This is a genomic window from Streptomyces sp. NPDC097107 (assembly GCF_044762405.1).
GTDB lineage: Bacteria > Actinomycetota > Actinomycetes > Streptomycetales > Streptomycetaceae > Streptomyces > Streptomyces thinghirensis.
Genome location: NZ_JBIWEF010000005.1, coordinates 232887 through 252619 on the forward strand (window position 1 = coordinate 232887; position 19733 = coordinate 252619).

A 19733-nucleotide genomic window follows, 5' to 3' on the forward strand; every position below is an offset into this window, starting at 1 on the left:
GTGACCGAGCTCCCCGGACCCGAGTCGCCCGGCCCCGCGCTGCCCGCTCCCGTGCCCGGCCGGTGGCGGCCGCTGCGCATCGGACTCGCCGATCTCTTCCACTACGACGTCGAGGAGTTCTGGTTCCGCGACGGCCGGCTGCTGTTGCGCGGCAACAACGGCACCGGCAAGTCGAAGGTGCTGGCCCTCACTCTGCCGTTCCTCCTGGACGGCGACCTCTCCGCCCGTCGCGTCGAACCCGACGGCGACCCGGGCAAGCGCATGGAGTGGAACCTCCTCCTGGGCGGCGCGCACCCGCACCCCGAACGGCTCGGCTACACCTGGATCGAGTTCGGACGACTCGACGGCAGCACGGGTGAGGCGCACTTCCGCACGCTGCTGTGCGGACTCAAGGCGGTCGCCGGACGTGGCATCGCCCGCCACTGGTTCGCGGTCACCGGCCAGCGGGTCGGCGCCGGCCTCGACCTGCTGGACGCGACCGGGACGGCACTGTCCCGGGACCGGCTCGCCGAGGCCATCGGCGCCCACGGCATGGTGTACGACACGGCGAAGGCCTACCGCAGGGCGGTCGACGAAGCCCTCTTCGGGCTGGGGGAGCGGCGCTACGGCGCCCTGGTCGACCTCCTGATCCAGCTGCGCCAGCCCCAGCTGTCCAAGCGACCCAGCGAGGCCGCCCTGTCCCGGGCACTGACCGAGGCACTCCCGCCGATGGACCAGGCGGTCGTCGCCGACGCGGCGGAGGCCTTCCGGTCGCTGGACGAGGAGAAGGAGGAACTGCGGGCGGCCCGCGAGGCCGAACAGGCGTCCACGGCGTTCCTCGACCACTACCGCCGCTACGCCCGCCTCGCCTCCCGGCGCCGCGCCCGCCTGCCCCGCCGCGAACACTCCCGGTACGAGACCCTGCAACGGGAACTCGCCAGGGCACAGGAGGACCGGGACCGGGCCTCGTCGGACCGCGAGAAGGCCGCGGCCAGGGGCACCGCCCTCGACGAGCGGGCCGCACGGCTGGCCGCCCAGGACGCCACACTGCGGTCCCGGCCCGAGATGCGCGACGCCCGCGCGCTCGACCGGGCGGCGGACGACGCCTCCCGTACGGCGGCAGACCTGGAGCGGGCCGAGGCGGACCGGCGTACGGCGGCCGAGGCACACACCCGGGCCCTGGGCCGGCTCGCCACCGCGGACAACCGGCTCACAGCAGCCCGGGAAGCATTGGACGGGATCCGGGACCGGGTGGCCGAGAGCGCCGCAGCCGCCCGGCTCGAGCTACCCAGGACGCAGGGAGCCCCCGGCGCGGTTCTGCGCCGGGAGGCGGACGAGGCGACCGCGAGCAGGCATCGCGCCGTCGAGCACGTGGCGGACCTCGCCACGCGGGCCGAGCAGGCCGAGGAGCGGCACCGTGCCGCTCGGCTGCGCGTCGACGAGGCCGACGAGGAGGTCGTGCACGGAGAGGAGCGACTGGCCGAGGCGGAGGAGGACGTCGCCCGGGAGGGGCGGGCGCTGGTCGTGGCCGTGCGAGAGCGTCTTTCCGGGTGTGCGGAGCTGCGGGTGCCTGGACTGCCCGGGGTCCTGGACGCCGTACAGGACTGGTCGAACTCTCTTGACGGCCCGATGCCGGCCCGTACGGCGGCGAGCGAGGCGCATCGCGCCGCCGCCTCCCGCCTGGCCGACCGGGCGGCCGGACTGGCCCACCGCGAGGCGGCGACGGCGGAGCGGCAGCGACTGGCGGTGGAGGAACTGACCGTCCTCGAATCAGGCGGGGAGCGCGGCCCCGCGGCTCCTCCCACCCGCACACCTGGCGTACGGGACCAGGACCCCGGCGCCCCGCTGTGGCGGCTCGTCGACTTCCGCCCACACGTCACCGGGGCCGACCGCGCGGGACTGGAAGCCGCGCTGCAGGCGTCGGGGCTCCTCGACGCCTGGGTACGGCCGGACGGATCCGCGGTCGCGGCGGACGGACACGACGTACTGCTCGACCCGGCCGGGCTGCTCGGCGGGACCGGCCTCGACCGCGCGCTGTGCCCGGCCGTCGACCCTGCGGACTCACGGGCCGCCGCCGTGGGGGAAGAGACGGTCGCGCGCCTGCTCGCCTCGATCGGGCTGGCCGCGAGCGACGGCGACGGGTCCGGCGAGGCATCCTGGGAGGCCGGCGGTCACGACACCTGGGTCTGCCGGGACGGGCGCTTCCGCGTCGGGGCGCTCACCGGAAGCTGGGCCAAGGACAGCGCCCAGTACGTGGGGGAAGGGGCACGGGAGCAGGCACGCCGCGTCCGCATCCGGGAAGTGCGCGCCGATATCGACGGCCTGACGGCGGAGCGGGCACGGCTGACCGAGGAGGCCCGCACCGTGGCCGGGCGCCGTGCCGTGCTGGACGCCGAACTCGCCGCACTGCCCGAGGACGACGACTTGCGGCACGCCCACGCAGGCGTCACCGCCGCGGCCGAAGCGGTCCGTCGGGCCCGGGTCCGACGGGACGAACGTGCCGCGGAACTGGCTCCGGCGGCGGAGCGGGCCGATCGTACGGCGGCCGAACTCGCCGACACCGCGACGGCACTGAACCTCCCCGTCGACCACACCGGACTCGGCGCCGTGCGCCAGGCGCTCGCCGACCACACCGCCCTCCTGGCGGCCCTGTGGCCGGCACTGCGCGAACGCGTGGAGGCCGAGCGCGCGGTGACCGGTGAGCGGGAGGAGACCGGCCGGGCCGAACTCCTCGTGTCAGACCTCGCGGAGCGCGCCACGGAGGCGGCTCGGTCGGCCGCGGCGGCGGACGAACACCTCACGACGCTCCGCTCCACCGTCGGGGCGGCCGTCGCCGAGTTGCAGAAGCAACTGGAGGAGACGGCCGAGGCGGCCCAGGCCTGCGAGCACGAGCAGCGGCAGGCCCGGGCGGACTACGGTGACGCCGACCGGCGGGCCAGCCGCGCCGAGGGACGTATCGAGCGGCTCACCGAGGACGTCACCGAGGCGACCGCCGCGCGGGAGGAAGCGGTCGCGGCGCTCCAGCGGTTCGCCGCGACGGGGCTGCTCGCCGTCGCGCTGCCCGACATCGATGTACCGGACGACGGCGGAGGGGTGTGGGCAGCGACCCCCGCCGTCGCCCTCGCGCGGGCGGTGGAGTCCCGGCTCTCCGCGATCGACGACACCGACGCGGCGTGGGAGCGCGTGCAGAAGCGGCTGAGTGAGGAGTTCGGCAGGCTCCAGGACGCGCTGTCGCGGCACGGTCACACCGCCACGGCCCGCCCGAGCGAGGACGGCATGCGGGTCGACATTGTCTATCAGGGCCGGGAACGGGCCGTGCCCGAACTCGCGGAGGCGCTGGCCGTGGAAGTCGCGGAACTGACCCGCATCCTGTCCGCACGCGAGCGCGAGATCCTCCAGACCCATCTGATCACCGAGGTCGCCGGGACGCTCCAGGAACTGATCGGGGCGGCCGAACGGCAGGTGGCCGCCATGAACAGGGAGCTGGAGGAGCGCCCGACCTCCACGGGCATGAAGCTGCGGCTGGTGTGGAGAGCGTCCCGCCGGGCTCCGCAGGGACTGGCTCAGGCCCGCGAACGGCTGCGTCAGTCGGCCGACGCCTGGTCGCCCGAGGACCGGGTCGCAGTCGGCGCGTTCCTCCAGGAGCAGATCGCCCACCGGCAGGCCGACGACAGCGCCGGCAGCTGGCTGGAGGACCTCACCGCCGCCCTCGACTACCGGTCCTGGCACGAGTTCGGCGTCGAACGCCACCAGCACGGCAAGTGGGTTCCGGCCACCGGTCCCGCCTCGGGCGGGGAGCGGGTGCTGGCCGCATCCGTGCCCCTGTTCGCCGCCGCGTCCTCGCACTACGCGAGCGCGGGCGGCGCGCACGCCCCGCGCCTGGTCACCCTAGACGAGGCGTTCGCCGGCGTCGACGACGACTCACGCGCCAAGTGCCTCGGTCTGCTGCGCGCCTTCGACCTCGACGTCGTCATGACCAGTGAACGTGAATGGGCCTGCTACCCCCAGGTGCCCGGTATCGCCATCGCCCAGCTCTCCCGCGTCGACGACATCGACGCCGTACTGGTGACGCGGTGGGAATGGGACGGCAGCGAACGGCGGCACGGCAGAGAGCCTGGTGCCCGGGCGGACGCGTCCGCGGCGGCTGCCGGTGCCGGAGACTCCGGCGAGTGGCCCGACACACCTGTGGGTCCATCCCGTGAGCCAGGGCGGACCGCCGTGGTCGACGGTGCCAACGGACAGGGGGCGATGTGGACGACGTGAACCATGCGACACCCCCGCCCGACCGCGACGGAGGCCGGGCGGCGCCCGGACGCACGACACCGCCAGACGCGACCGCGGACGCGGTACCGAGGGGGCCTGCACCGGCAGAAGCCCGGACCGTCGTCGACACCGAGCGCCTCGGACGCCTGCTCGGCGATCCCGGCCTCACCTGGTTCGTGGACCGTGTGCGGCAGCGGATGGCACGCGGCCGGCCGCTCACCGGCTCCGTCACCTTGTCCGACCCCGAGGAATCCCAACGGCGCGCCGCCGAACGCCTTCTGGGACGGGCACCACGAGCAAGCGGCTCCCTCGGCATTCGCCTCGACACGGTGGATGAGATCCTGCGTCGCTCCGGTGTCAGCCCCGGCGGACTGGCGGCGGCCGTCGTCGCCCTCGCCGGCCCGGTCGTGCTTCACGCCGAGACACGGAACATAGAGGAACGGGCCTGGGAGGAGGCGTACTCCCCGCTCAGCATCCTCGACGCGGAGCTGGCCCACTGGGCCGAACGGATCCGCGCTGACGGTCTCGTGCGACGCCTCGCCCGCACGCCGGAGGCCGCGGCCCCCTTGGTGGAGGCCGCCGTACGCGCGTTGCGTGCACTGCCCGCGTCACCCCCGACATCGCGGGCGACGTTCGCGGCACGGAACCTCTCGGGCGCCCATGCCCTGGACGAGGGGACGCCGCTCGCCACTCTCGTCCTGTCCGGCATCCGTTGCCTCACCGGCTTCCCCGACGGCTCCGGGGCACAGTGGCGGCGGGAGGCGTGGGCCTCGGCAGGCCTGCTCAAGGACGACCTGTCATCGACCGTCCTCACCCTCAACCTGCGCGGTACCCCAGCCCTCGACTGGCTGGCCGACGCCGGGGAGCCTGCAGTGCTGACCCTCCGCTCTCTCACCGGCCGTGCACCGGTTGCCTCGGTTCCCCCGACGGGAACCGTTCACATCTGCGAGAACCCCGCGGTACTGTCCGCTGCCGCCCACACCCTCGGCCGGGCGTGCCCGCCCATGGTGTGCCTCCAGGGGCAACCGTCGGCTGCCGCGCTCACGTTGCTGCGCGACCAGTCTTCGCAGGGAGCCCGCCTTCTCTATCACGGCGATTTCGACTGGGGCGGGATGCGCATCGCCACAGCACTGGCGCGAAGCGTCCCATGGCGGCCGTGGCGCTACACGGCGGCGGCATACCGAGCAGCCGTGACCGCGGTGCCCGAAGCCCCGGATCTAACGGGCCCGCCCGCTGCAACTCCCTGGGACCCGGCACTGGCCATCGCTCTCGCCGAGTGCGGTGTCCGGGTCGAGGAGGAAACGGTGCTGGACGACCTGCTCACAGACCTCGGCGCGGGGCCCTGCTGAGGCGTATCTAGGGTGAGCCGTCCTTCGGGGCTTGTGCGGCCCGGGAATCAGGCGCCCTGTGCTCCCCGGCCCGCCAACTGGGCTTTCCCGGAGAAGGTCACTCGCGGTCAGCTTCCAGGCCGCGACGGCGAACTCGCCGTGCCCTGCGCCTGTCGTGCGGGACTGCAACCGCCACGGTCCGTCGGCGGACGGGTAGAGCCTCAGGGTGAGGACCTGCTCGTCGGCGAGGTAGACCTCGGTTATCGAACGGTCCACGATCACGCGGAGCTCGACGGGCGCGTGGGGGCGTGCCGCTGCCGGGCACGGCGCGGTGTACGTGCCTCCCCGTGCCCGCGCGTCCGACGAGGCGCGGGTCCGGTCGACGACGAGGCGGCCCGCCGTGGGGTCGAGGCTGATGCCGAGGTACTCGGATCCGTCGGCCGAGGTGACCAGGCGCAGCCCGCTCGTCCCGGTGGTGTCCGGCACGAGGGCGGCGGCGGGACGGCTGCCGGGATGCTCAGCGGGTCGGCGGCCGCGGGGACTTGGGCGCGGATGTGAAGGCCACGGATCCGTTCGGGCGGCGCTGGGTGATCCAGTGCAAGCACCGCCGCAACGGCGCTCAGGGCTCGGCGGTGGGCACACCGGATCTGCAGGTGCTCAACGGGACGGCCCGGCAGGTGCACGGGGCGGACGTCGCGGTGATCGTCACGAACGGCCGGGTGACGGGTCCGGCTGTGGCCTTCGCCAAGCAGCAGCGGCTGCACGTCGTCGACCGCCAGACGCTCGCCGTGTGGGCGTCGGGCTCCCGGCCGCTGTGGGAGCTGCTGCGGGCGGTGCCGCCCCCGCGCCGCCCGTCGCCTTCGAGCTGAGGTGCGCGGTGCCGTCGGCGGGCGGAGTTCGGCAGCCGACCCTGGCCGTTCGGACGGCGATACTTCTCGGCTTCGTGCGTACGGCCGACAGCCCCTACGCCGCCTGGTCCCAGTGCTCCGGGAGGGTGTCCTCGTCGGGCGGGCGCTGCGAGGCCTTCTCGCAGGCGCGCAGGACGGCCCAGGCCAGGGTGGACAGGCAGGTGAGGTACCAGGGCAGCGGCCAGACGGTGCGCCACCATGGTGCTTGGGGTGTGTTCTCCGAACTACCGGGGCGTCCCGTGGTCAGGTGACAGGACGATCAGTCCTGCGGGGAAGGGGCCGGTATGGGGCCGGAGAACTGCTGTGAACGGCGCGGGTGTTAGTTTCCTTCCCGTGTTGCAACACCAGGACGAGACCAGGGCGGCCTACGACGGGGTCGTCGAACTGTATGCATCGATGTTCGCTAATCGGTTGGAGACGCAGCCGTTCGCGCGGAACATGATCGGCACCTTCGCCGAGTTCGTGCGTGCCACGGGGAACCTGCGGGCAGCCGACGTCGGGTGCGGGCCCGGCCATTTGACCGCCAAGCTGCACGACTTGGGGTTGGACGCCTTCGGGCTCGACCTCTCCCCGGCTATGGTCGCCCACGCCCGGCGGGCCCATCCGGTGCTGCGGTTCGATGAAGCACGAATGGAGGCCCTGCCTGTCGAGGACGGCGCGCTCGGCGGAGTGCTGGCCCACTACTCGATGATCCATACCCCACCTGGAGAATTGCCCGCGCTTCTCGCTGAGCAGGTGCGTGTCTTGGCACCAGGGGGCCTGCTCCTGGCGTCATTCTTCGGAACCGAAGGGCCGGAGCCGGTCCGCTTCGACCACAAGGTGGCGCCTGCCTATAGCTGGCCGGCGGAGCAGTTTGCCGAGTTGCTGGCCGGGGCCGGACTCGTCACGGTGGCTCGGTTGCTCCACGACCCAGCGTCCGAGCGGGGCTTCCTCGACACCCACCTGCTGGCCCGCCGCCCGTAGAACGTGGCCCGTGGCCGGGGCCGGGGTGGTGTAGATCATCCGCGTGGACGAAGCTCGTCCAAGCGCCGCGTTCTGTGGCGGTGTCCGCTGAGCACGCCGGATTGACAGCCGTTCAGTCACGCAGGCCCCGGCGGGGTGGCCGCCGCAGTGGTGCGAGCAACGACCTCCCGGTAGGTAGGGATTCCCAGGTCGACAGACTCCTGCTTCCGGGAGATCTGGGCGTCGAGTTGGGCTAGCTTCTCCTCGGCATGGGTCAGGCTGCTCTGCAGCCCTTCGATCTCGCCGAGCCAGCCTTCCCTTTCGGCTTCCAAGATGCGCGTGAGGAGGTTGTCGCGGATTTCGACAAGCCGGGGACGTTCTGTCGAGTGGACGATCAGGGCGGGGCATCGGACGCAAGCGTGTTCGTGAGCACAGTCGGTTCCGTATGCGCGGCCGCAGTCGCCCAGGGCGAGCTTGCGGCGCTCAAAGTGTCCGAGGAACTCTCCCCATTCCTCAGGGGTGACGGTGCGGTATTCGTCGGCAGGCCGCAGAGCCCGGCGCCGGGCGATGAACGCTCGATGTGCCTCGATGGCATCAGTGGGGTAGATCGCGGCGTATCCCATCGTCGTTCCGATCACGAACGGCGTCGACACCGGATTCATCCGCGAACCGGCGGGCACGCTGAACTCCATGACGACTGGGGGGAAGTCCTACTACTATCTCACCGACGCCACCGGCAACGTCCTCGGCCTCGGCCTCGCCGACGACACGGGCAAGCGCACGCACACGTACGCGTACGGCCCCACCGGCCTGCCGCGCACGACACCGACGGAGGCCGTCCCCCCAGCCGTACCGCTACGCAGGCGCGTACGCCGACCCGACCGGCCTGTACAAGATGGGCCACCGCTACTACGACCCCACCCTCGGCCGCTTCACCCAGCCCGACCCCTCCGGCCAGGAAACCAACCCCTACCTCTACGCCGCCGGCGACCCCGTCAACAACACTGACCCCACAGGTTTGGCCAGCGCCGGTGAGTGGACGATCGGCGTCCTTGGAGTCGTCGGAGGGGTGGCCACCGTCGCTGCCGCAGTGGCTACTGGCCCGGTTGCGCTCGTAGCCGACGGTATCTCTCTTGCCACGGCTCCGGCCGCGACTATCGGCACCGTAGCCTGTCTTCTCAAGGAGTGCTGAATGGCGAGTAATGCCGCTTACGTACTACTTGCCGTTTCGGCCGTCATCGGGTTCGTGGCGTTGCTTCTGCAGTTCGTGGGCGAACCGAAAGCCCGTCACCGAGGGCGCCGTAAGAAGGTCCTGGTGCTTGCTGGATGCGGCATGGTGATTGGAGCCGCAGGGGTACTGCTGCTCTAAGCGGAGCGGATTCAGCGGGGTGCCCTTCCCGAACGGTCGGGCACCCCGCGCCTCGGGCGGGGCACTGAGCCCCAGGTCGAAGTGCCTGTAGTGCTTGTCCATCGACGACGGCGTATACCGGAGCACGGTTGGGATCGCCAGGCGGTATACCCCCCCGTGAGGGGCCCGAAGAGCTCGACTGACGGCTCCGCTCGCGAAGACGGGCGGCAGGTCGGCCGGCTCCCCGGCTGCCTCAGTGGAGGGGAGCACGCCAAGTCACCAGTCCCGGCCTGTCCGCCTCCGCGAAGCCCACCGCGAACGGCTTGTCGTCCTCGTCCGTCACCAGGTGGATGCTGCACTCCGTCACGCTGTCGCCCGGCGGGATCATCCGGGCGACCCAGTCGGAGGGGCAGCCGGGGATCCTCGTGTCGAGGCCGAAGGGGGTCTTCCCCTGTATCTGCCGGCCGCCCTCGGTGAGCAGGCGGACGCGGTCGGCTTGGTCGGCGTAGAGGTCTTCCGGCCCGGGGTTGGTGTACGTGACCGACACGTAGTACGGGACACCGCGTCGCTCGTTCTCGTTGAGGTCGAGGTCCAGTCCCGCGAGGTCGGCCGCGCTGCCCCGGCGTACGGAAACCAGCGTCGCGGGCAGTTCGAGGACGCCGTCCTCGCGGTCGTCCCACCGGACGCGGACGATGTCGCCCGGCTCCGCCAGCTCTGCGGACGCCGCCTTCAGGCCGCCCTCGACAGGCCAGGTGGCGACCGCCCCGCTCTCATCGAGGTAGCCGTCGGCGAGGTGCGACAGCGACAGCACGCCGACCCCCTCGGGCAGCGCGTAGGTCACACAGGTGTCGTACGAGTCGCCGGGCGCCAGCGTCTCCGGCGCGGTGTCCGCGCAGGGCAGGTCGCTCCCGTCCGGCTTGCCGCCGCTCAGGTAGACCTCCTCCCCACGCTCCCAGTCGGTGCCGTTCAGCGCGAAGTTGCTGTCCACCATGTAGGCGTCGGGGAGCTTCCTCGGGCCGGTGTTGGTGACCTCGAAGGTGAGGTAGTGGGGGACCATGCCCTTCAGCTCCTCGTCCACGCGCGCCCCCCGCATGTCCTTCTGCGAACCCCGGACCAGGCTCTTGACCGTGACCCTGACCTTGTACGACCGGTCGTCGGTGTTCGTGTGGACGACATCCCGTGCGCCGGTCCGCACCGGCAGGTCCGTCCAGGAGGCCGGCCTCTTTGCGGCCTGGTCCACGACCCCGACCGCGTCCTGTTCTCCCGTGCACCCGGCGAGCAGGGGTATCGTGGCCGCGCTTGTGGCGGCCCTCTTGAGGTAGCTGGACAGGCGCATGATTCCCTTGCCGCACGATGTGATCCGGAGCCGCCGGAGGGCTGGCGCATCGTAGGCGTCACAGCGGGGGCGGAGACTGCGATTCTATACGAGTCACAGAGAAACCCCAGGTCAGACATCTGCGTGAGGGGCGGCGAGTGGCAGGAAGACTCAGTAGGCCGACACCGTGACCGCCAGGAACACCGCCCAAGCCCACGCCATCACACCTTGGTTGCCGCCCCCCACCCGGGCCGCAGCGCTGACCAGCGCGACTTCGTGTCGGATGCAATGGGCGGCAGATGGACACTGGTGTCAGCTCGTGCGCCTGAAGCGTTCAGCACAATGAGGGCTCGATCCGGCCCTAGACTTTCTCCCGCGCACCCAGCCGGGGAGGGCTGATGCGCCTGACGATCCCGGGGGAGCGTTTTCATGGCAGCATCGCACACCACGTCCGACCAGCCGCAAGTCCGGGGCGTCTTCGACTGCGACGCGGCCCATCGCAGCCCACTCCGCTCCGACTACAAGCGGATCTTCGATTCCGGTCTGATCGTGCTCGACACCAATGTGCTGCTCAACCTCTACCGCTCGAACGAGAGCACCCGCCGGGACACTCTTGCCGCCCTCGCCAGGCTCCGCGAGCGCCTGTGGATTCCACACCAGGTGCTCACGGAGTTCTGGCGTAACCGCGAGTCGCCGACCGTACGCCATCACCACGCGACCAAGGCCAATGAGGCGAGCGCCGCGCTCGACGAGGCGGTCAACGCCGCCCGGACAGCCGTGACCACCTGGCTGACCGCCGTCCAGCTCAAGGACAACGAAGAGGCTGTGGAGCGGACTGACGGAGATCTGGCCGAGCTCGCCGAAGCAGCCGGCAGCCTCAAGAAGTTCATCCGGGCGCAGGCCGAGTGCGACGCACTCAAGGAGACTGCCACCACTCACACTGACCCGGTGCTCAACGCCCTCGAACCGCTTCTGCACAGCCGGGTCGGCGAGCCCCTGTCGTCGGACGAATACGACAGGGCCGTGAAAGAGGCGCAGGAGCGCGCCGACGAGGGGATACCGCCGGGGCACGAGGACTTCCGCACCAAGGAACCCGAGCTGGCTGCCGGTGACTACCTCGTGTGGGTCCAGCTCATGGAGGAGGCCCGACATCGCGGGTGCGACGTTCTGCTGGTCACGGGGGACGTGAAGAAGGACTGGTGGACCAACCGCGGATACGACATCCCGCCCCGCCCCCGTGCCGAACTCCTTCAGGAACTGCGGGAGCAGGCCGGCGTGGGACTTTACATGCTCACTCCAAGCGAGTTGCTCCGCTGGGCCAAGGAACTCCTCGACCTGAATGTGGACGAGGGCTCGGTGCGCGACTTGGAGCAACTGGGCGAGGCATCGGCCGACAAGGACTCCGAAGGCGAAGCCTGGACGGCGGATTCGCTGGCGGCGTTCATGGACGAGCTGATGAGGCGCTATCCATCCCGAGTCAAAGCAATCGTTGCGGCTGCGGCGAACGGCGGGTTCGTGGACCGGGAGACGGTGTACGAGCTTGCCGGCTACGACGAGACACGCAGACTTCGCGGCTTCACCCAACCGATCGGCACCCTGTCGAGAGATCTACAGGCGATGGGCGTGCTGACAGGAGGGGAGCCTTTCCTGCTCACCACGGTCTACGGCCACGCCATCGATCCTTCCTGGGCGAAGGGGTTCCGCATTCCGAGCGGGGTGATTCCCCTGCTCCGGAGCAAGTACGAGGGAAGCGACCTGTGGCAGCCCCGAGACGGCGCGGAAGCGGGGAGCGAACCTTCCGACAAGGGCTGATACTCCAGCCGTACATCGCTGTTGCGCGGTCCGAAGCCATCGCGCTACGGGTGCGTGTCCGTGATCGCGATGACCTCGTCGAGGCGGTCCAGGGCGGCCTGAAGGTCGTCGACCTTGGCCTGGATGCGGTCGTGCTCGGTGCGCAGCATGGCTCGTTGCTCGGCGTCGGTGTGCCCGGAGTCCCAGCACGGGAGGAGTTCCGTGATCCTTCGGCTGGTCAGGCCGGCGGCGTACATCTGCTGGAAGAACCGGACCAGGGCGACGGCATCCTGCCGGTAGAGGCGCTGTCCGGAGGGGCTGCGCCTCGCGATGAGCAACCCTTGCTCCTCGTAGTAGCGCACGGCGCGTACCGAGACGCCGGCGCCCCGCGCCACCTCGCCGATGCGGACCAGCCGCTCGGCCGCTGGCTCCGTGACGGTCATGGTGGCTCCTCTCCCCCCGCCTGACGACCAGCCCTTGCCTCTGACGTCAACGTCAGGTTCTAGCGCACCGGGCATGGACATCAACAACTCAGTTGCCCTTGTCACCGGCGCTAACCGCGGCCTGGGCCGCGCCTTCGCCCAGCGCCTGCTCGAACGGGGTGCCCGCAAGGTCTACGCGACGGCCCGCCGGCCGGAGACCGTGGAGCTGCCCGGGGTCGAGGTGCTGCCCCTCGGCATCGCCGATCCCGCATCCGTGAGAGCCGCCGCCGAAGCCGCCCCGGACGTCTCGCTGCTCGTCAACAACGCCGGGATCCAGACGGTGACCGACCTGGTGACCGGCTCCCTGGACGCGGTACGGCACGAGCTGGATACCAACGTGTTCGGCCACCTGGCAATGATCCGGGAGTTCGCTCCGGCACTCGCCAGGAACGGCGGGGGCGCGATCGTCAACGTGCTCTCCGCCACGTCGTGGTTCGGGGGCAAGGGCGCCAATGCCTACCACCTGACCAAGGCCGCCGTCTGGGCCATGACCAACGGCGTCCGCCTAGAGCTCGCCGAGCAGGGCACGCTCGTGACAGCGGTGCACCTCGGCCTGGCCGACACCGACATGGCGGCGGGCTGGCCCGTGGACAAGATCGCGCCGTCGGACTGGCCGACGCGGCGCTCGACGGTGTCGAGGCGGGCTCCGCCGAGGTCCTCGCCGACCAGTGGAGCCGGGACGTCAAGGCCCGTCTGCCGCTGTCGCCGGAAGAGTTCAACACCGCGATGGACCGCGCCCTGGTGGAGCTGACGGCAGGCTGAGGAGGCCAGCCCTCGGCCTGCGCCTCTTCGGCGACGGCAGCGTCGTCAAGAAGTCCATGACCGTCTGGAAGATGGGCAACATGACGGACTGACCCAGCCGCCCTGTTCGACGGCCCCGCGGCGCCCACGCCCATGCCGGCCCGGTCCGCGAGCTCGCCGCGGGCCGGGCCGGCGTACAGCCTGGTCAGCTGTTCGCGGGCAGGTACGACTCGGGCCACTGCCTACCGGGGCGGCGGCCCGGGTTGCGCTCCGACTCGGGCGCAAAGACCCAGAGCACTCCCACGACCCGCCTCCTCTACCACGGTGATTTCGACGGGGTGCGGGGTTTGCAGCGCCACGTCACCGGCGCGAAGCGTCCCCTGGCGGCCGTGGCGGTACACGGCGCCGGCATACCGGGCAGCGGTGACCACACTGGCCGAGGCCCCGGCCTTGAGGGCCCCGGTCCTGAAGGGCCCGCCCGCTGCCCCCGGGGCCCGGCCTCGGCCGTCGCTCTTGCCGAGTGCGGTGTTCGGGCCGAGGAGGAAACGGTGCTGAACGACCTGCGCGCGGACCTCGGCACGCGGTCCCGCTGAGGCGCGTCCCCCGGCCGCGGCGGGCGCGGAATTCTGCGCGTACCGACTGACTCACCCTCGTCACGCGCGTCCCCGTGCACCACCTCGCCCCGTACCGGAACGCCGGCCTTCCTGGCGACCCCGAAAGGTGACTGCGCCGTTTCGTCGAGTGAGGCACCTGCCTCCGCAGGGTGACGAGAGATCACCGCTGGGTGGCCGGCTCTGTGAGGGCGCGCACAGGGCTCACGTCACACGGGGCCGGGGTTAGTAGGCGCCCGACGGCCGCTCGCCCGCGTGGTCGCCGACCGTCCGGGCGAGCCACGTGGCCGGTCTGCGAAGCGGGGTAGTAGGTCACACACTTGTCGCGGCGCCGGAGCGTTCCGCAGTGTGTTCGGCGTACCGGGGAGCCGAGCGCCGGGACCGGACGGGAAGAGCCCGTCCGTGATCCAGACACCGGCCCTGATGACGCGAAGCCGCGTCCAACGCGGACACCGCGTCGCCGACCCCCCGTCGGCCTCCCCATCACGTTCCCGAATGGAGAGGTACACCCGTGCACGCCATCATGCGCCGCCCCAACTTCCGCAAGTCCGCCGTGGCCTCCCTCGCCGCTGCGGGCGCCGCCGCCGTAACCCTCACCCTCGCCCCGAGCCCGGCACACGCCGCCGAGCCGGCCAAGGCATCCACCGCGCAGACCCAGGTCCAGACCGACAAGATCAAGGCCATCGTCAAGGCCGGCGAGAAGAAGCACGGCGACGACCTCGACGGCTGGATCCGCACCGCCCTGGACGTCATGGACGCCAAGAACATCCCGGGCACCTACGACGGCCTGCACCGCAACATCATGCGCGAGTCGTCCGGCAACCCGAACGCGCAGAACAACTGGGACATCAACGCCCAGAACGGCATCCCCTCGAAGGGCCTGCTCCAGACGATCCAGCCCACCTTCGATGCCTACCACGTCAAGGGCACGAAAAACTCCATCACCGACCCGGTCGCCAACATCGTCGCCGCCTGCAACTACGCGGCCGACAAGTACGGCTCCATGGACAACGTCGACTCCGCCTACTGACCGGCGGACCCACCGACCGCCTGAGCCCCCGGGACAACCGGTCCCGCGCGGAGGCCGGCGGGGCCCAGGCAGCACGGCGGGGCCGGAGGGACGACATGTCCCTCCGGCCCCGCCCGCGTCGCACCCCGTGCGTCCCAGAAAAGTCCCAGAGGTGCCACCACGCCCCCTACGGTCGTACGGAGCCTGTCCGACGGTTGAGGAGGCCGTCGGCAGACTCCGGGGGACCTGGCCCGGCCCTGCAAGGGGTGTAACGGCGTTGACTTCGACGGCTTTCAGATATCCGGAACGCATAGACAAAGCCTCTGACTTGCGTAAATGACACCTCTCGGAGATTATCTCGCACGGTTGTTGCACAAGCCGAACGGAGCAGGAGTCACGCGGCCCTGGTGTAGGCGCTCCGGACCGCTATGCGGACCTTGGAACCTGCTCCCACGACCCGGTGCACGCATTTACGCATCAGGGCCATCATCGACGGCGAGATTGTCTGCCCGTTCATCGCGCCCTGAGTGAATTGGATCTTGATCCAGGCGAGCTGAAGATGCCAAACGCAGCCTTGGGGTCTTCGCGACAAAGGGTGCAGAGAAGATTTCACGAGGCCAAACGCTCCCTGAAGCTCCTGCACGCCCTTCAGGACACCCCGGGAGTGAGGATCCACGCCAGTGACTTTCCTCGAACTGCCACGGATCGGCGGCACCGCGCTGTCGACCCTGGAGATCCTGACCGCGGCCGACCTGATCATCGACGACCGCACGCTGGCCGTACGGCACTACTTCGCCAAGCACACCGCCGACCTGCCGCAGACGATGGTGACCCAGCTCCAGACGTGGCTGGTCGTCATGATCGAAGGCAGTCGGCAAGCGCCGCGCAGGCGGGCCCGGCACCCTCAGACCGCCCACCTGCACATTCTGGGCATGAGCCCCCATCCTGTGAACGTGGGCGGAAACGGGGCGCCAGTCCCTGACTGAGGTCAGCCGCAAGGACTTCGTCGCCGCTCTCCCAACCAGAGGGGCGCAGCGCAACTTCGCCGAACAAGGCTTCCGCTCGCTGTTCAAGGTTCTCAAAGACCGAAAGATGATCTTTACTGACCCGACGCGTGGGCTCCCCATCACACCCACCAATGCCACGGTCCCCCACCCGCTGGACAGCGATGCCATCCGCCGGGCACTGAACTCATCCGACCCCGCCGTGGCCCTGGCCGTCGCGCTCGTTGCCTTCCACGCGGTGACCAGCCCGCAGCTGGCCGGGATGCAGTTGACCGACATCCGGGACGCACGCCTCACCCTGCCGGACCGAACAATTCCGCTGGCCGGCCCGGTCCTGACCCGCTTGACCGCCTATCTCGACCACCGGGCGACGACCTGGCCCGCGACTCTCAATGCCCACCTCTTCATCAACCGGAGGACCGCGCCACGAACCACATCCGTCGGCCGAAACTTTCCGTGGATCGCAGCCCAGTTGAAGCCCCAGGCGCTGCGGGAGGACCGCATCCTGCAGGAGATCCACGCCACCGGCGGGGACGTCCGACGCATTTGTGATTTGTTCGGAATCTCGATCACTGCCGCACTCCGCTACACCAACACCCTTGAGCACCCCGACCGGGCCGGCGGCTCCGCCGACACCGTGGGGACCCATGGCGCAAGGTAGGCAGGCACCCAAGCGTGACCCCGACCCACCACCGACTGCTGCCTCAGCATCTGTTTCGCCCTGGCGCAGTCACCTCGCGCGCTGTGCACGCCGGTTCCGCGTCTCCAACCGCACCCTCACGGTCACTGTGCACTTCCCGCCAACCCGCGAAACGATCAGCCTTCTCTTTGTGCCCGGAGTCGGAGAAGCGAACGAGTGGCGGCCAGGAGGGCCGCGAGGTAAATGGCCGCGAGCAGGGTGGCCAACTGCGCCCAGGGAACGCTCAGGACGAAGCCGGAGATCCGGTTGGCGATGATCACGGTAGGCAGCAAGGCGATGACAAGACCAAGCAGGGTGCTGACCGCTATGAGGGCTGCCTGCTGGTAGAGCAGGATGCGCCGAGTCCAGGCGGGGGGAAGTCCCAGGGCTGTGAGGCCGACCATGTAGCCGCGCAGAGTGCGAATTTGGCCGCGGATGGCCGTCAGCACTGTGGCCAGGACAAGGAGTACCAGCGCGACCGCGGTGGCGAGCAGCGCCGCCGGTGCGACGGCCGGCTCGGGGGGCACGTAGATCCGTGCTGCACGTCCGTCGTGCCCGGAGGTGATGAGGGCTTGCTGAACGGCTTCGGTCTGGGTGTCCGCAAGACCGGTGATCATGATCGGTCCCTGAGAGGGCATGGGTAGCCGAAGCTCGCTCGCGGTGGCTCGAAGCATGATGCCGTCGCTGCCGGCCCGCCACTGGGTCGGTGCCGCGTCCACCGCGACCATCGGGAGTTCTGGGGTACGGCCAAGGGTCTTGTCGTCCTGGTGCACGACGAGGCTGGTACGTGCGGAGGTGCCTTCCGGGGCGCCCGGGGCATCGGACCAGATGAGCAAGCCTCCCTCGGTCAGGGTGGCCAACTGATCACGGCCCAGGGAACGCCCGAGCAGGCGCTCAGCGTCGGCAGGGGATTTCACGGTGAGGAAAATGGTGTCGCTGCCCGGCCGGGTGGCTGAACGGGTGACGTTGTCGCTGTCCATGGTGTAGGCGGGAGCGATCTCGAAGCGGGGGTGGCCGTCCAAAAGGCCGGTTGCCTCTGCGGCCCGTAGTACGGACTTCGTGGGGGCGAAGCGGTCACTGGTGCTGTCGGCCAGCAGGATCTGGCCGGACAGCACGTCGGGGTGCCTCTGCGTGTCAGCCGTGCGCAGCAGCGTGTCCAGCAGGGCGAGGAATCCTAGGGAAGCTCCGAAGAGGACCGTGAGGACTGCGAGGGAGGCGGAGGCACGGCGCGAGTCGGCGGCCAGCTGCCGACGGGCGAGCCGGGAGCGGGGACCCTTCTCGGGGATGAACTTCAGCGTCAGTGCGAACGCCTCGGGGATGACCAGCAGCACAGCGACGGTCACCAAGCCGGTCAGGGTCATGGCCATAGCCGGGGAATCGACACGGACGGCGTAGACGGCTGTGGCGCACCAGGCGATCACTGCCAGTACCTGGCGGGTATCCCGGATGCGACGGGACGTCTTGGAGGTGGCTACTTCGTCCGTGGTGCGGACGGTCTTGTCGCGGATGGGCGGCGCCGCGGCGTGGCGGTGGTCGTCGCGTGCCAGTGCCACCCCTGCGACCAGGGAGGTAAGCACGATCAGGATGAGCAGGCGGAGGACGGGATCGGCGAGTCCGTCGATGGGACCGGCCGGGCGCTCTCTCAGGTGGGAGACGAGGAGGCGGGCAGCCGCGCCCGCGCCGAGACCGGCTGCGGCTCCTGCGGTCGCCGCGACAAGGGACCAGGCCAGCGTGGCGAGAGTGACGCCGGCCGCTGCGGTACGGCGGGAGATGCCCAGGGAGGTCAGGGAGCCGGCGGTGCGCCGAAAGCGCCGGTCGTTGAGACCGAACACCAGTAGTACGGCGCCCAGCGGCACCAGGAGGGCTGGGACCGTGTAGCCGGCTGGGGTCTTCTCGATCCAGAATCCCTCGCCGCTGCCCTCTTCCCGCAGGGAGAGCGTGTTGGCGACGGCGATGTCACTCTCAGACTTTCGGTTCTGCTCTTTCTCCCAGTTGCGGATTGCGGCGCTGAACGCCGTGATTGCGCTCTTGGGTTCGGCGCCCGACCACAGGAGGAGGGGCTGGGTAGCCAGGATGGGGAAACCTTCGACCAGGTTCTCGTCCAACGCCGCCCACGTGCCAGGGCCTGCCAGCAGGTTCGTGGTGCTGGCATTACGGTCGTCGGCCGTGCCGACCACCTTGAGGCGGACGTCTCCCAGCACGGTCAGCTCTTCGCCCGGTGCGGTCCGTACGTCGTGGGGCTCGGTGACGACGACCTCGCCCGGACCGGTCGCCCAACGTCCGGACTGAAGGTCGTAGCGACGCGGGTAGGGGTTGGAGCTCCAGTCGGCCTCGAACATGGTCACATTGCGTGCCGGCGTGGTGTCGAGCTGGACGTCGAAGGCGCTGAGCGAAACCAACGCGTCGGTGATGCCTGCCTGTTGCAGGCGTGCTCGCAGCTCTGGCGCGAATGTGTCGTCCCCGGGCGGGAGCTGGATGCTGCCGTAGCCCACCGACGCATCGAACCGGCCCATGTCCCGGTCGGCGACTTGTGCTCCGGACAGGGACAGGGTCCTGAGCACGATGAACATCGTCATGACGAAGACTGCGGCGACGAACACCGTCAGGGTGGAGCGGATCAGGGCGCGCGAACGTCCCAGCCGCCGTGCCAGCCGGAAGGCCAGCCGCAATTGCTGTCCGGCAGCGGCCTCCGCGGAACGAGGCTTCACGAACGACTCTCCAGTCGGCCGTCCACGACCTCGTAGACGGTGTCGGCGTAGTCCCGGCAGCGGGGATCGTGTGAGCAGATCACGGCCAGTACGCCCTCGTCGCACAGCGTGCGGAACAAGGTGAACAGTTCTTGGGTGGCAGTGGAGTCCAGTGCTCCGGTCGGCTCGTCCGCCAGGAGCACCGCGCGCTGTCCGGTCAGGGCGCGCGCCACACCTACGCGCTGGCGTTGCCCGCCGGAGAGCTGTGAGGGAAACCGGTCCTCCAGGCCGGGAAGGCCGACTCGTGCCAGCTGCCGCAGGGCTTCTGCGCGGGCTTGTGCGGTCGGTAGGCCGAGTGCTTCCAGGGGCAGGGAGACGTTCTCTGCTGCTGTGAATTCCTGGATCAGGTTGTGGTCCTGGAACACGACGCCCACAGTGCGGAGCCTGAGCTCAGCTCGCTGTTTATCACCGGCGCCCCCCACCTCGACGCCGCCGACCTGGATCTCGCCGGTATCGGCGAGATCCAGACCTGCCAGCAGATTGAGCAGGGTCGACTTACCCGAACCGCTGGCGCCGTAAATGCACACGAACTCGCCCGGTCGTGCTTCGAAGTCCACATCCCGCGCGGCCCACACAGTCTCCACTT

Annotated in this window: 14 protein-coding genes and 4 pseudogenes; 10 read left to right on the forward strand and 8 right to left on the reverse strand. The window is 70.2% G+C overall.

The genetic code is table 11. The features are described 5' to 3' along the window. Positions 1-4242, forward strand: coding sequence for a TIGR02680 family protein (locus tag ACIQ1J_RS13805; RefSeq protein ID WP_403556926.1), 4242 nt, complete (start codon positions 1-3; stop codon positions 4240-4242). Further along, a complete protein-coding gene (locus ACIQ1J_RS13810; RefSeq protein ID WP_403556927.1) occupies positions 4239-5591 on the forward strand; it encodes a TIGR02679 family protein in 1353 nt (450 codons plus the stop codon). Before ACIQ1J_RS13805 ends, ACIQ1J_RS13810 begins: the two co-directional genes overlap by 4 nt. A gap of 192 nt (positions 5592-5783) precedes the next feature. On the opposite strand, the pseudogene ACIQ1J_RS13815 reads toward ACIQ1J_RS13810, so the two are convergent. Further along, positions 5784-6056, reverse strand: a pseudogene (locus tag ACIQ1J_RS13815) (GH32 C-terminal domain-containing protein); the annotation flags it as partial. A gap of 8 nt (positions 6057-6064) precedes the next feature. Here ACIQ1J_RS13815 and ACIQ1J_RS13820 point away from each other — a divergent pair. Together ACIQ1J_RS13820 and ACIQ1J_RS13825 are read left to right on the forward strand one after the other, a co-directional pair. Continuing rightward, positions 6065-6439 (forward strand): annotated as a pseudogene (locus tag ACIQ1J_RS13820) (restriction endonuclease); the annotation flags it as partial. Positions 6440-6811: 372 nt separating this feature from the next. Then, complete coding sequence (locus tag ACIQ1J_RS13825) at positions 6812-7441, forward strand: class I SAM-dependent methyltransferase (protein WP_403556928.1); 630 nt, start codon at positions 6812-6814, stop codon at positions 7439-7441. A gap of 116 nt (positions 7442-7557) precedes the next feature. On the opposite strand, the gene ACIQ1J_RS13830 is transcribed toward ACIQ1J_RS13825, so the two are convergent. After that, positions 7558-8112 carry an integrase gene (locus ACIQ1J_RS13830; RefSeq protein ID WP_403556929.1) on the reverse strand — a complete coding sequence of 185 codons (555 nt, stop codon included), beginning with the start codon at positions 8110-8112 and terminating at the stop codon, positions 7558-7560. Here ACIQ1J_RS13830 and ACIQ1J_RS13835 point away from each other — a divergent pair. Next, positions 8057-8612: pseudogene (locus ACIQ1J_RS13835) on the forward strand (RHS repeat-associated core domain-containing protein); the annotation flags it as partial. The gene ACIQ1J_RS13830 and the pseudogene ACIQ1J_RS13835 overlap by 56 nt on opposite strands. 24 nt (positions 8613-8636) lie before the next feature. Here ACIQ1J_RS13835 and ACIQ1J_RS13840 read toward each other — a convergent pair. Then, positions 8637-8891: a hypothetical protein gene (locus ACIQ1J_RS13840; protein WP_403556930.1), complete on the reverse strand. Its 255-nt coding sequence runs from the start codon at positions 8889-8891 to the stop codon at positions 8637-8639. A 130-nt stretch (positions 8892-9021) separates the two neighbouring features. Beyond that, on the reverse strand, positions 9022-10104 hold the full coding sequence (locus ACIQ1J_RS13845; protein ID WP_403556931.1) for a hypothetical protein: 1083 nt from the start codon (positions 10102-10104) through the stop codon (positions 9022-9024). 408 nt (positions 10105-10512) lie between these two features. Here ACIQ1J_RS13845 and ACIQ1J_RS13850 point away from each other — a divergent pair, with 408 nt between their 5' ends. Continuing rightward, positions 10513-11895: a PIN-like domain-containing protein gene (locus tag ACIQ1J_RS13850; protein WP_403556932.1), complete on the forward strand. Its 1383-nt coding sequence runs from the start codon at positions 10513-10515 to the stop codon at positions 11893-11895. Positions 11896-11939: 44 nt separating this feature from the next. Here the strand turns inward: ACIQ1J_RS13850 and ACIQ1J_RS13855 are convergent, their stop codons facing one another. Further along, entirely contained in the window at positions 11940-12317 is a 378-nt protein-coding gene (locus tag ACIQ1J_RS13855) for a MerR family transcriptional regulator (protein WP_403556933.1), read from the reverse strand. Between the two features lie 73 nt (positions 12318-12390). Here ACIQ1J_RS13855 and ACIQ1J_RS13860 point away from each other — a divergent pair. Together ACIQ1J_RS13860 and ACIQ1J_RS13865 are read left to right on the forward strand one after the other, a co-directional pair. Continuing rightward, positions 12391-13118: pseudogene (locus ACIQ1J_RS13860) on the forward strand (SDR family oxidoreductase). Between the two features lie 1101 nt (positions 13119-14219). Then, complete coding sequence (locus tag ACIQ1J_RS13865; protein WP_403556934.1) at positions 14220-14738, forward strand: transglycosylase SLT domain-containing protein; 519 nt, start codon at positions 14220-14222, stop codon at positions 14736-14738. A 373-nt stretch (positions 14739-15111) separates the two neighbouring features. On the opposite strand, the gene ACIQ1J_RS13870 is transcribed toward ACIQ1J_RS13865, so the two are convergent. After that, positions 15112-15234 (reverse strand): hypothetical protein, encoded by a 123-nt coding sequence (locus ACIQ1J_RS13870; RefSeq protein WP_403556935.1) that lies wholly within the window; start codon positions 15232-15234, stop codon positions 15112-15114. Between the two features lie 163 nt (positions 15235-15397). Here ACIQ1J_RS13870 and ACIQ1J_RS13875 point away from each other — a divergent pair, with 163 nt between their 5' ends. Beyond that, complete coding sequence (locus ACIQ1J_RS13875; RefSeq protein WP_403556936.1) at positions 15398-15703, forward strand: hypothetical protein; 306 nt, start codon at positions 15398-15400, stop codon at positions 15701-15703. A gap of 106 nt (positions 15704-15809) precedes the next feature. After that, complete coding sequence (locus ACIQ1J_RS13880) at positions 15810-16382, forward strand: hypothetical protein (RefSeq protein WP_403556937.1); 573 nt, start codon at positions 15810-15812, stop codon at positions 16380-16382. Positions 16383-16537: 155 nt separating this feature from the next. On the opposite strand, the gene ACIQ1J_RS13885 is transcribed toward ACIQ1J_RS13880, so the two are convergent. Next, positions 16538-19108, reverse strand: coding sequence for a hypothetical protein (locus ACIQ1J_RS13885; RefSeq protein WP_403556938.1), 2571 nt, complete (start codon positions 19106-19108; stop codon positions 16538-16540). Then, positions 19105-19731, reverse strand: a complete 627-nt coding sequence (locus tag ACIQ1J_RS13890) for an ABC transporter ATP-binding protein (protein WP_403556939.1) — start codon at positions 19729-19731, stop codon at positions 19105-19107. Before ACIQ1J_RS13890 ends, ACIQ1J_RS13885 begins: the two co-directional genes overlap by 4 nt. Positions 19732-19733: the final 2 nt, after the last annotated feature.

Coding starts and splice junctions, on each gene's coding strand:
- ACIQ1J_RS13855 (WP_403556933.1), bottom strand. CDS start 12,317: ATGACCGTCACGGAGCCAGCGGCCGAGCGGCTGGTCCGCATCGGCGAG.
- ACIQ1J_RS13870 (WP_403556935.1), bottom strand. CDS start 15,234: ATGAACGGGCAGACAATCTCGCCGTCGATGATGGCCCTGATGCGTAAA.
- ACIQ1J_RS13840 (WP_403556930.1), bottom strand. CDS start 8,891: ATGGACAAGCACTACAGGCACTTCGACCTGGGGCTCAGTGCCCCGCCC.
- ACIQ1J_RS13880 (WP_403556937.1), top strand. CDS start 15,810: ATGATCTTTACTGACCCGACGCGTGGGCTCCCCATCACACCCACCAAT.
- ACIQ1J_RS13850 (WP_403556932.1), top strand. CDS start 10,513: ATGGCAGCATCGCACACCACGTCCGACCAGCCGCAAGTCCGGGGCGTC.
- ACIQ1J_RS13830 (WP_403556929.1), bottom strand. CDS start 8,112: ATGGAGTTCAGCGTGCCCGCCGGTTCGCGGATGAATCCGGTGTCGACG.
- ACIQ1J_RS13845 (WP_403556931.1), bottom strand. CDS start 10,104: ATGCGCCTGTCCAGCTACCTCAAGAGGGCCGCCACAAGCGCGGCCACG.